Source organism: Streptomyces jumonjinensis, from assembly GCF_009600885.1.
Taxonomy (GTDB): domain Bacteria; phylum Actinomycetota; class Actinomycetes; order Streptomycetales; family Streptomycetaceae; genus Streptomyces; species Streptomyces jumonjinensis.
The window spans coordinates 1-12377 of sequence record NZ_VCLA01000151.1; the positions used below are offsets into that span (position 1 = coordinate 1).

Annotated in this window: 14 protein-coding genes and 1 riboswitch; of the genes, 12 read left to right on the forward strand and 2 right to left on the reverse strand. The window is 71.9% G+C overall.

Annotation, left to right across the window (positions count from 1 at the left end):
• Positions 1-42 precede the first annotated feature (42 nt).
• A riboswitch (adenosylcobalamin (AdoCbl) riboswitch) is annotated at positions 43-136 on the forward strand.
• Between the two features lie 52 nt (positions 137-188).
• From FF041_RS19305 to FF041_RS19315, 3 genes are all read left to right on the forward strand, one after another.
• Positions 189-407 (forward strand): CbtB domain-containing protein, encoded by a 219-nt coding sequence (locus FF041_RS19305; protein ID WP_153481159.1) that lies wholly within the window; start codon positions 189-191, stop codon positions 405-407.
• Between the two features lie 71 nt (positions 408-478).
• Positions 479-1231 (forward strand): CbtA family protein, encoded by a 753-nt coding sequence (locus FF041_RS19310; protein ID WP_153523973.1) that lies wholly within the window; start codon positions 479-481, stop codon positions 1229-1231.
• Between the two features lie 96 nt (positions 1232-1327).
• Entirely contained in the window at positions 1328-1720 is a 393-nt protein-coding gene (locus FF041_RS19315; protein ID WP_153523974.1) for a VOC family protein, read from the forward strand.
• Here FF041_RS19315 and FF041_RS19320 read toward each other — a convergent pair.
• Both FF041_RS19320 and FF041_RS19325 read right to left on the reverse strand, forming a co-directional pair.
• Complete coding sequence (locus tag FF041_RS19320; protein ID WP_153523975.1) at positions 1660-2379, reverse strand: helix-turn-helix domain-containing protein; 720 nt, start codon at positions 2377-2379, stop codon at positions 1660-1662. The two genes, FF041_RS19315 and FF041_RS19320, sit on opposite strands and share 61 nt — an antisense overlap.
• 3 nt (positions 2380-2382) lie before the next feature.
• Complete coding sequence (locus FF041_RS19325; protein ID WP_323392164.1) at positions 2383-3591, reverse strand: YihY/virulence factor BrkB family protein; 1209 nt, start codon at positions 3589-3591, stop codon at positions 2383-2385.
• Positions 3592-3608: 17 nt separating this feature from the next.
• Here FF041_RS19325 and FF041_RS19330 point away from each other — a divergent pair, with 17 nt between their 5' ends.
• From FF041_RS19330 to cysD, 9 genes are all read left to right on the forward strand, one after another.
• Entirely contained in the window at positions 3609-5243 is a 1635-nt protein-coding gene (locus tag FF041_RS19330) for an acyl-CoA dehydrogenase family protein (RefSeq protein ID WP_153523976.1), read from the forward strand.
• Between the two features lie 210 nt (positions 5244-5453).
• Positions 5454-6701: a helix-turn-helix domain-containing protein gene (locus tag FF041_RS19335; protein WP_407698174.1), complete on the forward strand. Its 1248-nt coding sequence runs from the start codon at positions 5454-5456 to the stop codon at positions 6699-6701.
• A gap of 5 nt (positions 6702-6706) precedes the next feature.
• Positions 6707-7273 (forward strand): GNAT family N-acetyltransferase, encoded by a 567-nt coding sequence (locus FF041_RS19340; protein ID WP_153523977.1) that lies wholly within the window; start codon positions 6707-6709, stop codon positions 7271-7273.
• 702 nt (positions 7274-7975) lie between these two features.
• Positions 7976-8059, forward strand: coding sequence for a putative leader peptide (locus tag FF041_RS40350; protein WP_323392202.1), 84 nt, complete (start codon positions 7976-7978; stop codon positions 8057-8059).
• Between the two features lie 216 nt (positions 8060-8275).
• The gene (locus tag FF041_RS19345) at positions 8276-9973 is read left to right on the forward strand and encodes a nitrite/sulfite reductase (RefSeq protein ID WP_153523978.1); all 1698 of its coding nucleotides are present in this window, start codon (positions 8276-8278) and stop codon (positions 9971-9973) included.
• Positions 9970-10149, forward strand: coding sequence for a hypothetical protein (locus tag FF041_RS19350; RefSeq protein ID WP_153483670.1), 180 nt, complete (start codon positions 9970-9972; stop codon positions 10147-10149). The genes FF041_RS19345 and FF041_RS19350 overlap by 4 nt, the downstream gene beginning before the upstream one ends.
• Positions 10146-10844 carry a phosphoadenylyl-sulfate reductase gene (locus FF041_RS19355; RefSeq protein WP_153523979.1) on the forward strand — a complete coding sequence of 233 codons (699 nt, stop codon included), beginning with the start codon at positions 10146-10148 and terminating at the stop codon, positions 10842-10844. Before FF041_RS19350 ends, FF041_RS19355 begins: the two co-directional genes overlap by 4 nt.
• Before the next feature lie 52 nt (positions 10845-10896).
• Complete coding sequence (cysC, locus tag FF041_RS19360) at positions 10897-11430, forward strand: adenylyl-sulfate kinase (RefSeq protein ID WP_323392167.1); 534 nt, start codon at positions 10897-10899, stop codon at positions 11428-11430.
• Positions 11427-12377: a sulfate adenylyltransferase subunit CysD gene (gene cysD / locus FF041_RS19365; RefSeq protein WP_323392169.1), complete on the forward strand. Its 951-nt coding sequence runs from the start codon at positions 11427-11429 to the stop codon at positions 12375-12377. The genes cysC and cysD overlap by 4 nt, the downstream gene beginning before the upstream one ends.

The window sequence follows — 12377 nt, forward strand, 5'->3', positions numbered from 1 at the left end:
CATGGCGGCGCGCGCTCACAAGCGGTACGGTCGCGTGGACATGACGAGAGTGTGATGGAAGTCCGGTGAGATTCCGGCACGGTCGCGCCACTGTGTACCCGTGGTCCCACGGGAAGTCAGACCCCGCGCTCTCGTCCGTAGTACCAGGCACCACGACCGGGACGCGTGTTCCCTCAGGAGGTTCTGCCATGGCTCAGGCCACTGTTCCCGCCACCGCCGCCACACCGGCGATCACCCCCATCTCCCTGAAGGCGATCGCGCCCTGGGCCGTCTTCTTCGGCGTTCTGATGCTGATCCTGCTCTATTTCGTCGGCGCGGAGCAGGGCGCCACCTCGCTCCTCTCCGGTGAGACCGTCCATGAGTGGGTGCACGACGGACGTCATCTGCTCGGCTTCCCCTGCCACTGAGAGCCGTGGAGAGCCACCGAGAGCCGTCCACAGGAATCAGCGGGAACCGCAGGGAACAGCAGGGATCAGCCATGAACTCCATATCCGTCCGCGCCCTGCTGGTGCGCGGCATGCTCGCGGGTCTGATCGCGGGGGCCGCAGCCCTCGTGGTCGCCTACTTCCTCGGCGAGGGTCCGGTGGACGCCGCCATCGCCTTCGAGGAGAGCCACAGCCATGAGCACGGCGGCGAGGAACTCGTCAGCCGCACCATGCAGTCGACCGGGGGGCTCGCCACCGGACTGCTCGTCTTCGGCGTCGCGGTCGGCGGCATCGCGGCGCTCGCCTACTGCGTCGCCCTGGGCCGCGTCGGCCGGTTCGGCGCGCGCGCCACGGCCGCGCTGGTGGCGCTCGGCGCGCTGCTGACCGTCTATGTGGTGCCGTATCTGAAGTATCCGCCGAACCCGCCGGCCGTCGGCGATCCGGACACCATCGGCGAGCGTACGGCGCTGTACTTCCTGATGATCGCGCTCAGTGTGCTGCTGGGGGTCGCGGCGGTGATCCTGGGGCAGCGGCTGGCTCCCCGGCTGGGCGACTGGAACGCGACGGTCGCCGCGGCGGCGGCCTTCGTGCTCGCGGTCGGGCCGGCGTTCGCGCTGCTGCCGTCGTTCGACGAGGTGCCGAAGGGATTCCCGGCCTCGGTGGTGTGGGAGTTCCGGCTCTCGACGCTGGCGATCCAGGCGACGCTGTGGACGGTGTTCGGGCTGGTCTTCGGCCATCTGGCGGAACGGCTGCTCACCCCGGGCGCCGCGCGGTCCGCGTCCCGGACGGCGGCCGGCCTCCACTGAACCGGCCGCGGTCCGGCCGCCGCTGAGCGGCCCCGTCCGGCCGCCGCGTCCGATTCGTTCAAGACCCGCCGTACGCCCCCGGCCTACGTTGAGTCCATGACTCCACGACTCGACGCCTTCAGCGTCATCGCCTCCGATCTCGCCGCATCCCTCGCCTTCTACCGCCGTCTCGGGCTGGACATCCCGGCCGGGGCCGAGAGCGCCCCGCATGTCGAGGCCGTCGGGCCCGGCGGGCTGCGGGTGCTCTGGGACACCGAGGACGTCATCCGCTCCTTCGACCCTCAGTGGCGGCGGCCCGAGGGCGGTGAGCGGCTCGGACTCGCCTTCCGCTGTGCGAGCCCGGCCGAGGTGGACTCGGTCTACGCGGAGCTGGTCGGGGCCGGGTACCGGGGGCATCTCGCGCCCTGGGACGCGGTGTGGGGGCAGCGTTACGCGGTCGTCCTGGACCCCGACGGCTGCGGGGTCTCGCTCTTCGCCGACGCCGCGTAGTCGCTGAGGGTGGTCCCGGCCAGCTCCCGGGTCTCCCGGGCCAGATGGGCCTGATCGGCGCAGCCCGCGGCGAGCGCGGCGGCGGCGTACGGCGTCCCCTGGCGGATCAGGGCCAGGGCCCGCTGGAGCCGGAGCACCCGGGCGAGGGTCTTGGGTCCGTACCCGAAGCCGGCGAGCGAGCGGCGGTGCAGCTGCCGGGCGCCGAGCCCCACGGCCCCGGCCGCCGCGGCGACGCTGGCGCCGGCCTCCAGCCGGCGTACGACCTCTCCCAGCAGGGGGTCGGGGGGCCAGGGCGCGGCGGCGGCCCTGCGCAGCGCCACGGCCTCCAGCTCGGCGGCGGCGTCGGCGGCCGTGTCGATGCGCTCGGCGAGTTCGCGGGCCTTTGCCGCGCCCCAGAGGTCGGCGAGGTCGACCCGCCGGTCGCGCAGTTCGTCGGCGCGGACGCCGAGGAGCGCGGGGGCGGTTCCGGGCGCGAAGCGCACCCCCGCGTGTCTGAGACCGCCCCCGGCCCGGTGGGCCCGGGTGTCGGGGCCCGCGACGAGCAGCCGGCCGGGGGTCCACAGCAGGTCCAGACAGCCGTCGGGGAGGACCGTCTGCCCGTCGCCGTCCGACTCCCAGACGACGGCGCCCGGGAGCGCCGAAGGCCGTTCCCGGTACATGGCTCAGGGCCCCGGCGGCCGGCGGTGCTTGCCCGTCGGCGGCTTGTGGTGGCCGGAGTGCAGCCGGGACCGCACATCGTCCACCGGCAGAAAGCGGGACCAGCGCTCGGGGAACTCCGAGGGCATGTCCCCCGATCCGCCGCCCGTGCCGTACTCGTCGCCCTCGGCGTCGTACTCGTCGTCGTCATCGTCATCGTCGTCGTACTCGCCGAAGATATGCGCCGCTCTCGCCCTGGCCAGCACCTCCACCGCCTGGGCCGCCCGGATCCGCTCATTGGCCGCGCGGGCCGCCGCGGTGGCCACCGAGGGCCAGACATGGTCGATCGCCGCGTTCACCGCGGCGCCGACCAGGACCGCGAAGGCGGAGATGCCGATCCACAGCAGTACCGCGATCGGCGCGGCCAGCGAGCCGTAGATGGTGGGGCCCTCGACGGTGCTGGTGAGATAGATCCGGAGCAGAAAGCTCCCCAGCACCCACATCCCGAGGGCCACCAGCGCCCCGGGGACGTCCTCGATCCACGGTGAGCGCACCGGCACCGAGACGTGGTAGAGCGTCGTCAGAAAGGCGACCGAGAGCAGGATCACCACGGGCCAGTACAGGACGGTGACGACCGTCGTGCCCCAGGGGATCAGCTCCACGACCCGGTCGGGGCCGACCACCGCGAGGGGCAGCACCACCGCGCCGATCAGCAGCGCGACCAGATAGAGCAGAAAGGCCAGCAGCCGGGTGGCGACGATGCCGCGCTGGCCGTCGAGCCCGTACATCACGGTGATGGTGTCGATGAAGACGTTCACCGCGCGCGAGCCCGACCAGAGGGCGATCGCGAACCCGATGGAGATGAGGTCCGGCCGCCCGCCGTGGGTGACGTCCTCCAGCAGGGGCCTCGCGATGTCGTTGACGCCGCGTTCGGAGAGCACGGTGCCGACCGCGTTGAGGATGTTGGTCTCGATCGACGCGACCGTGGTGGTGTTGGTCCAGTCGTCCATATAGCCGAGCAGGCCCAGCAGACCCAGCATCAGGGGCGGCAGCGAGAGCAGGGTGAAGAACGCCGCTTCGGCCGCCAGGCCGAGGATGCGGTACTCGATGCACGAGTTGACCGTGTCCTTCAGCAGCAGCCACGCCATCTTCCGCTTGGAGACATTGCGGTAGAGGACTCGGGCCCGGTGAAGTCGTCCCGATGGCCGCTCGGGTGTTTCATTTGCTGCCTGCACCTCCTTACCGTATCGGCATGGCAGCTACCACCCACACAGTGACCAACCAGGCTCCGCCGCTGGTGGAGTACGACGTCTTCACCTCGGACCGGGCGCTGGCAGAAGCGGTGGAACGGCATGTTCCGCCGGGCCTCGCCGACCAGGCGTGCCAAGAGCTGTCGGAGCTGGGCGTCGCGGCGGGTTCGGCCCGTGCGCAGGAGTGGGGGGCGCAGGCGAACGAGAACCCGCCGAGGCTCCGTACCCACGACCGCTACGGCAACCGGATCGACGAGGTCGACTTCCATCCGGCCTGGCACCGGCTGCTCGGGCACGCCGTCGCCTCGGGGCTGACGAACGCCTGGGGCAGGCCGTCCGGGCATGTCCGGCGCGCTGCGGGCTTCCTGGTCTGGACCCAGACGGAGGCGGGGCACGGCTGTCCGCTGTCGATGACGCATTCCGCCGTGCCCGCGCTCCGCGCCGACCCGGAGCTCGCGGCCGAGTGGGAGCCCCGGCTGACCGCGTCCGCCTACGACCCGGAGCTGCGCCCGCCCGCCGCGAAGGCGGGGAATCTTCTCGGCATGGGCATGACGGAGAAGCAGGGCGGCAGCGATGTCCGGGCGAACACCACGGCCGCCCGGCCGCTCGCCGCCGAAGGCGAGTACGTCCTCACCGGCCACAAGTGGTTCTGCTCCGCTCCCATGTCCGACGGATTCCTGGTGCTCGCCCAGGCGCCCGGGGGGCTGACCTGCTTCCTGGTCCCCCGGGTGCTCGCGGACGGCACCCGGAACGTCTTCCGGATCCAGCGGCTCAAGGACAAGCTGGGCAACCGGTCCAACGCGTCGGGCGAGATCGAGTTCGAGGACACCTGGGCGCACCGGGTCGGCGACGAGGGGCGCGGGGTGCGCACCATCATCGAGATGGTGTCGGCGACCCGGCTGGACTGTGTGATCGGGTCGGCCGCGCTGATGCGGCAGGCGGTCGCGCAGGCGATTCACCACAGCGCCCACCGGCACGCCTTCGGGGGGCCGCTCATCGACAAACCGCTGATGCGCAATGTGCTGGCGGATCTGGCGCTGGAGTCGGAGGCGGCGACGGTGCTCGGGCTGCGGCTGGCCGCCGCGTACGACGCCGGTACGGAGCAGGAGCGGGCCTTCGCGCGCCTCGCGGTGCCCGCGGCCAAGTACTGGGTGACCAAGCGGTGCACACCCCTGGCGGTCGAGGCGCTGGAGTGTCTGGGCGGCAACGGCTACGTCGAGGAGTCGGGGCTGCCCCGGCTGCTGCGCGAGTCGCCGCTCAACTCGATCTGGGAGGGCTCGGGCAATGTGCAGGCGCTGGATGTGCTGCGGGCGCTCCAGCGCGAGCCGGGGGCGCTGGACGCCTTTCTCGGCGAGGTCGGGCCGGCGCGCGGCGCGGATCACCGCCTCGACGGCGCGATCAAGGCGCTGCTGACCGAGCTGGCGGATCTGGACGGGATCGAGGCGCGGGCACGCCGGGTGGTGGAGCGGATGGCGCTGGTGCTCCAGGGTTCGCTGCTGGTGCGCTGGGCGCCGCCGGCGGTGGCGGACGCGTTCTGCGCCTCGCGGCTCGGCGGGGACTGGGGCGCCGCCTTCGGGACGCTGCCGCACACGCTGGATCTGGCGGGGGTGGTGGAGCGGGCCCGGCCGGTGGTGTGAGCGCCCTCCGTCGTAGATGATCATGCTTGGGGTGGTGCTGCGCCGACACGGCACCACCCCTCGCGTCGTTCACTTTCCGACATGCGCATGCCCATGCGCGAGGGTTGCAGGGGGTTGCAGCGGCTTGCCGCCTCCGCGCCGTGCCGGCCCCTCGCCACCGCACGACCCATACCGCGGCGACATCGGCGTCGCCGCGCAGGAGGACCCCGCGTGCAGACCCGATCGATCGACCTGGGCGCCCTCGCCGCCATGGACGCAAGCGACGCCGCCAGGCTGCTGAAGGGGGTGCGGGACGCCACGCTGAGCGGACGCCGCCCTCCGGTCGGGCCACGGGCGGAGATCGAGGAGTCCTGGCGCCGGCTGCTGGGCCAGGGGCTCGACCCCGACCGGGAGCAGCGGGCGGAGCCGCTGCCCCGGGAGGAGGTGGAGCGGCGCAGAAACGACTCTCCGCTGCGGGATGTGCTGGCGGTGCCGCGGGACTCGCTGGTCTCGATCGCGGAGGCCGCGCGGCATGTCATGGTCGTCGCCGACGCCGATGGGCGGCTGCTGTGGCGCGAGGGCAAGGCGAGCGTGCTGCGCAAGGCCGACGCCCATGGCTTCGTCCTGGGCGCGGCCCTCCATGAGGAGTCGGTCGGCACCAACGCGGTGGGCACCGCCCTGGCGATCCGCCGGCCCGTCCAGGTCCACGCGGCCGAGCACTTTCTCTCCGCGCACCAGAGCTGGACCTGCGCGGGCGCTCCGCTGACCGATCCGCGCGACGGGAGGCTGATCGGGGTGATCGCCGTCAGCGGGCCGCCGTCCACCATGCATCCGACGACGCTCGCCCTGGTCGCGTCGGTCACCCGGCTCGCCGAGGCGGAGCTGCGCACCGGGCACTTCCACGCCCTGGAGCGGCTGCGGGCGGTGGCCGCCCCGCTGCTGGGCCGGCTGACGGGGCGGGCGGTGGCCGTGGACGCCAACGGCTGGCCCGCCGCGGTAATCGGGATGCCCGCGCCGGGGCGGCTGCCGCTGCCCAAGTCGCCCGGGGAGGGGAGCCTGTGGCTGCCCTCGCTCGGGATGTGCGCGGTGGAGCCGCTGCCGGGCGGCTGGCTGGTGCGGGTCGAGGAGCGGGAGCACCGGCCCGGCCCGCCGGCCCGGGTGGTGCTCGATCTGAGCCGGCCGCGCGCCGCCTCGGTGACGGTGTGCTGCGAGGCGGGCAGTTGGACGCAGGAGCTGAGCCCGCGCCACGCCGAGCTGCTGTACGCGCTGGCGCTGCACCCGGGCGGGCTGAGCGCGGCGGGGCTGGCGCGGGAGCTCTTCGCGGACGCCACGCGTACGGTGACGGTGCGGGCGGAGATGTCCCGGCTCCGCCGCCATCTGGCATCGGTGCTGGCCAGCCGTCCGTACCGGTTCGCGGACGGGGTGGCGGTGGAGGTGGTGCCCCGGCTTTGGCCGGAGCGCTCGGGCGTGGTTCCCTGACCTGTATGAGCAACCCCGTGACCACGTGGTATCTGGAGCAGACCTCCCCCGCCGATCTCCGGCCCGCCGCCGAGCCCGCCGGGGATGTGCGGATCGTCCGTGCCGAGCTGCCCTCGCCCGAGTTCAGCCGTTTCCTCTATACGGCGGTAGGCGGGGACGTCCAGTGGCACGACCGGCTCGGGATGACCTACGCGGAGTGGGCGGAGGTGCTCGGCAGGCCGGGCGCCGAGACCTGGGTGGCGTACGACCGGGGCACTCCGGCCGGATACGCGGAGTTCGAGGCGGGGCCGGACGGTTCGGTGGAGATCGTCTACTTCGGGCTGATCCCGGCGTTCCGGGGGCGGCGGATCGGCGGTCATCTGCTGTCGTACGCGGTGGCCAGGGCGTGGGATCTGGCGGAGCGGCGGCCGGGGCTGGAGCCGACGAAGCGGGTCTGGCTGCACACCTGCTCCAAGGACGGGCCGCATGCGATGGACAACTATCTGCGGCGCGGGTTCGCGCTGTACGACACCCGGGTGACGGACGAGCCGGACGAGCCCACCCCGGGCCCCTGGCCCGGCGCCCACCCCTGACGATCCCGCGTCCCGGGCGCGGGACCCGGACGCGGGACCCGGACGCGGGACCCGGACCCGCCGGACGCACCCGTGCCCCGGGCGCACTGGGCGCGCGGCCCGGCTTCGTACCCCCGGGGCAGACGCTCCGGGCGGGCTGGTTCTGCCGGGATCGGTGGCGGCGGTTGGGGTCTCATGTGAGGGGGCCGCGCAGGGGTGGTGCCGGGACGTAAAACGTGATTTGTGGCGCGAAGGAGGCCCGCCATCAAACAAGGACTGGAAACGCGCCCGTAAATCATGAGTCCCGGCACCACCCCGGAGCGGACACCGGACCCCAGCACACCACACCCGACCTACCCCCGGAGCGCCCGCGCAAGACGCGGCCCCCGGACCCCAGCCCCGGACGCGCCCGAGCACCCCACGCCCCGCTCCCGCCCGGACGGGCCGCACCCACCCCAAGCAATTGGCCGAAACCCGGCCACCACCCGGCCATCACCCTGCGATCGGGCGGCCGATGCCCGCCATCCACACCACGACGGATGGGAGCGCACCCGCCCCGCCCGGCATATCACCGGCCCCTCGGCCGAACCACCGGTCAGCGCCCTGAACCACCGCCCCGCCCGGACAGGCCAAGATCAATCCATTTCTCGCGATCCGAGACACAGTTGTCCACCATACGGATGACGGTGGACTGTCGTCCGATCGCCGTGACACGCTTCCGTCATGTCTGAAGCTGGAATTGCCTTGGTGAGTCGACGGCACGTCGATCTCGGCCGCATGTCCAGCGCCATCTGTCCCACCCGCTGACAGCTCCAGCACAGCCGAGCATTTCACCGCGAATCGCCGCGAGCCCTCTCGCGCACCCCCTCAGTCAACGGATCTCCCGCAGCTTCCGATCTCCCCTGCGCCGCCCCGTCTGAGCCATCTCAGCAATCGCTGGATCACCGCACTGCGCACCGTCGCGCTTCAGCGCGCGTGTGCAGCTCAGAGCCGCCCTCCTGCAGTCTCGAAGGACATACCGCCATGGCCGCCACGCCGGAAAAGCCCGCCCCAGCCGCGCCCCGCCGCAGAGCCGGACGCCACCGCGGCGAGGGTCAGTGGGCCGTTGGCCATATGACCCCCCTCAACGCCAACGAGCAGACCAAGAAGGACGACGACGGTCTCAATGTGCGGACACGCATTGAGACGATCTACGCCCATCGGGGCTTCGACTCCATCGACGGCGCCGATCTGCGGGGCCGGATGCGCTGGTGGGGTCTCTACACCCAGCGCAAGCCCGGGATCGACGGCGGAAAGACCGCGATCCTGGAGCCGGAGGAGCTGGACGACAAGTACTTCATGCTCCGGGTCCGCATCGACGGCGGCCGGCTGACCACCCGCCAGCTGCGCGTCATCGGCGAGATCTCCCAGGAGTTCGCCCGCGGCACCGCCGACATCACCGACCGGCAGAACGTCCAGTACCACTGGATCCGCATCGAGGACGTGCCCGAGATCTGGCGCCGCCTCGAAGCCGTGGGCCTGTCCACGACCGAGGCGTGCGGCGACACCCCCCGGGTGGTCCTCGGCTCGCCCGTGGCGGGCATCGCCGAGGACGAGATCATCGACGGCACCCCGGCCATCGACGAGATCTACCGCCGGATCGTCGGCAACAAGGACTTCTCCAACCTGCCGCGCAAGTTCAAGTCCGCCATCTCCGGATCGCCGCTGCTCGATGTGGCCCACGAGATCAACGACATCGCGTTCGTCGGCGTCGAACACCCCGACCACGGCCCCGGTTTCGACCTCTGGGTGGGCGGCGGGCTCTCCACCAACCCCAAGATCGGCGTACGGCTGGGGGCCTGGGTCCCGCTGGACGACGTGCCCGATGTGTACGAGGGCGTCATCTCGGTCTTCCGCGACTACGGCTACCGGCGGCTGCGCACCCGCGCCCGGCTGAAGTTCCTGGTCGCCGACTGGGGACCGGAGAAGTTCCGGAAGGTCCTGGAGGACGAGTATCTGCTGCGCCGGCTCGCCGACGGGCCCGCGCCCGAGCAGCCCGTGGAGCGGTGGCGCGACCACATCGGGGTGCACCGCCAGAAGGACGGCCGGTTCTACGTCGGTTTCGCGCCGCGCGTCGGACGGGTCGACGGCACCATCCTCACCAAGATCGCCGAACTGGCCGAGGCCCATGGCTCGGGCCGGCTGCGCACCACCGCCGAGCAGAAGATGCTCGTCCTCGACATCGAGGAGTCCCAGGTCGAGTCGGTGGTGGCCGGTCTTGAGGCGCTGGATCTGCGGGTGAACCCGTCCCCGTTCCGGCGCGGCACGATGGCCTGCACCGGCATCGAGTTCTGCAAGCTGGCGATCGTGGAGACCAAGGCGCGCGGCGCCTCGCTCATCGACGAACTGGAGCGCCGTCTCCCGGAGTTCGACCAGCCGCTGACCATCAACGTCAACGGCTGCCCCAACGCCTGCGCCCGTATCCAGGTGGCGGACATCGGTCTCAAGGGGCAGCTGGTCCTGGACGACGACGGCAACCAGGTCGAGGGCTTCCAGGTGCATCTGGGCGGCGCGCTCGGACTGGAGCCCGGCTTCGGCCGCAAGGTCCGCGGACTCAAGGTCACCTCGGCCGAACTGCCCGACTACGTCGAGCGGGTGCTGCGCCGCTTCCAGGAGCAGCGCACGGACGGCGAACGCTTCGCCACCTGGGCGGCCCGCGCCGACGCGGAGTCCCTCTCATGAGCGGACGCGCCGCCCCCTTCTACTGCCCCTACTGCGGAGACGAGGATCTGCGCCCCAGCGAGCAGGGCCACGGCGCCTGGGAGTGCGCCGCCTGCAACCGGGCCTTTCAGCTGAAGTTCCTCGGGCTGCTGGCCCGGGGGCTGCGAAACGACGACGGCGGAGCCGAGGAGATATGACGGCCATACGCACCACCGATCTGCGCGAGCTGGCCGAACGGGCCGGACGGGAATTCGAGGACGCACCGGCCCTCGACATCCTCGGCTGGGCCGCAAAGACCTTCGGCCCCCGGTTCTGCGTCACCTCCTCCATGGAGGACGCGGTCGTCGCCCATCTGGCCTCCCGCGCCTTCCCCGGCGTAGACGTCGTCTTCCTCGACACCGGCTACCACTTCCCCGAGACCATCGGGACCCGGGACGCCGTCGAGGCCGTGATGGACGTCCGTCTCATCACCCTCACCCCCCGCCGTACGGTGGCCGAGCAGGACGCCGAGCACGGGCCGCGGCTCCATGACCGCGACCCCGATCTCTGCTGCGCCCTGCGGAAGGTCCAGCCGCTGGAGGAGGGCCTGACCGAGTACGACGCCTGGGCGACCGGGCTGCGCCGCGACGAGTCCCCCACCCGGGCGAACACCCCCGTCGTCGGCTGGGACGAGCGCCGGGGGAAGGTCAAGGTCTCCCCCATCGCCCGCTGGACGCAGGACGACGTCGACGCCTATGTCGCCGAGCACGGCGTGCTCACCAATCCGCTGCTGATGGACGGCTACGCCTCCGTGGGCTGCGCGCCCTGCACCCGCCGGGTGCGGGAGGGCGAGGATGTGCGCGCCGGCCGCTGGGCCGGCCGGGGCAAGACGGAATGCGGACTGCACGGATGACGGAACAGGGTCACAGAGTCCTATGGAAGACCTTCAGCGGCGGGAGAGCGAAGTGACTGGGGCCACCATCTGGCTCACCGGGCTGCCGAGCGCGGGCAAGACCACCATCGCCTACGCGCTGGCGGAGCGGCTGCGCGCCGAGGGCCATCGCACCGAGGTCCTCGACGGCGACGAGATCCGCGAGTTCCTCTCCGCGGGCCTCGGCTTCAGCCGCGAGGACCGGCACACCAACGTCCAGCGGATCGGCTTCGTCGCCGGACTGCTCGCGTCCCACGGTGTGAAGGTGCTCGTACCGGTCATCGCGCCGTACGCCGACAGCCGGGAGGCGGTGCGCAAGCGCCACGCCGCCGCGTCCACGCCGTATCTGGAGGTTCATGTGGCGACCCCGGTCGAGGTGTGCTCCGAGCGTGATGTGAAGGGGCTGTACGCCAAGCAGGCGGCCGGTGAGATCAGCGGGCTGACCGGGGTCGACGACCCCTATGAGGCGCCCGCCGCGCCGGATCTGCGGATCGAGTCCCAGCACCAGAGCGTCGACGAGTCCGCGACCGCGGTCCGGGCGCTGCTCGCCGAAAGGGGTGTTCTGTGAGCGAGGCACACGGTACGACGGCGGTCGCGGGCCTTCAGGACGAGGACAGTCCCTACGCCCTCTCCCATCTCGACGCGCTCGAATCCGAGGCGGTGCACATCTTCCGCGAGGTGGCGGGAGAGTTCGAGCGGCCGGTGATCCTCTTCTCCGGCGGCAAGGACTCCATCGTCATGCTGCATCTGGCGCTGAAGGCGTTCGCACCCGCCACGGTCCCCTTCTCGCTGCTCCATGTGGACACCGGGCACAACTTCCCCGAGGTCATCGAGTACCGCGACCGGGTGGTGGACCGGCATGGACTGCGGCTGCATGTGGCCTCCGTACAGGAGTACATCGACGCCGGGAAGCTGCGCGAGCGCCCCGACGGCACCCGCAATCCGCTCCAGACCGTGCCGCTGACCGAGGCGATCCAGCTCCACCGCTTCGACGCGGTCTTCGGCGGCGGGCGCCGGGACGAGGAGAAGGCCCGCGCCAAGGAGCGGGTGTTCTCGCTGCGCGACGAGTTCTCGCAGTGGAATCCGCGCCGGCAGCGCCCCGAGCTGTGGCAGCTCTACAACGGACGGCACGCGCCCGGCGAGCATGTGCGGGTCTTCCCGCTGTCCAACTGGACCGAGCTCGACGTCTGGCAGTACATCGAGCGGGAGCGGATCGAGCTGCCGGAGATCTACTTCGCCCATGAGCGCGAGGTGTTCCAGCGGTCGGGGATGTGGCTGACCGCGGGCGACTGGGGCGGCCCCAAGGACTCCGAGCAGGTCGAGACCCGGCTGATCCGCTACCGCACGGTCGGCGACATGTCCTGCACCGGCGCGGTGGACTCGGACGCCGCCACCCTGGACGCGGTGATCACCGAGATCGCGGCCTCCCGGCTCACCGAGCGCGGCGCCACCCGCGCCGACGACAAGCTCTCCGAGGCGGCGATGGAAGACCGCAAACGCGAAGGGTACTTCTAG

Excerpts from the sequence above, each read along its gene's own strand:
- FF041_RS19310 (WP_153523973.1), top strand. The coding sequence starts at position 479 with ATGAACTCCATATCCGTCCGCGCCCTGCTGGTGCGCGGCATGCTCGCG.
- FF041_RS19330 (WP_153523976.1), top strand. The coding sequence starts at position 3,609 with ATGGCAGCTACCACCCACACAGTGACCAACCAGGCTCCGCCGCTGGTG.
- FF041_RS19320 (WP_153523975.1), bottom strand. The coding sequence starts at position 2,379 with ATGTACCGGGAACGGCCTTCGGCGCTCCCGGGCGCCGTCGTCTGGGAG.
- FF041_RS19345 (WP_153523978.1), top strand. The coding sequence starts at position 8,276 with ATGGCCGCCACGCCGGAAAAGCCCGCCCCAGCCGCGCCCCGCCGCAGA.
- FF041_RS19305 (WP_153481159.1), top strand. The coding sequence starts at position 189 with ATGGCTCAGGCCACTGTTCCCGCCACCGCCGCCACACCGGCGATCACC.
- FF041_RS19355 (WP_153523979.1), top strand. The coding sequence starts at position 10,146 with ATGACGGCCATACGCACCACCGATCTGCGCGAGCTGGCCGAACGGGCC.
- FF041_RS19350 (WP_153483670.1), top strand. The coding sequence starts at position 9,970 with ATGAGCGGACGCGCCGCCCCCTTCTACTGCCCCTACTGCGGAGACGAG.
- FF041_RS19315 (WP_153523974.1), top strand. The coding sequence starts at position 1,328 with ATGACTCCACGACTCGACGCCTTCAGCGTCATCGCCTCCGATCTCGCC.
- FF041_RS40350 (WP_323392202.1), top strand. The coding sequence starts at position 7,976 with ATGTCTGAAGCTGGAATTGCCTTGGTGAGTCGACGGCACGTCGATCTC.
- FF041_RS19340 (WP_153523977.1), top strand. The coding sequence starts at position 6,707 with ATGAGCAACCCCGTGACCACGTGGTATCTGGAGCAGACCTCCCCCGCC.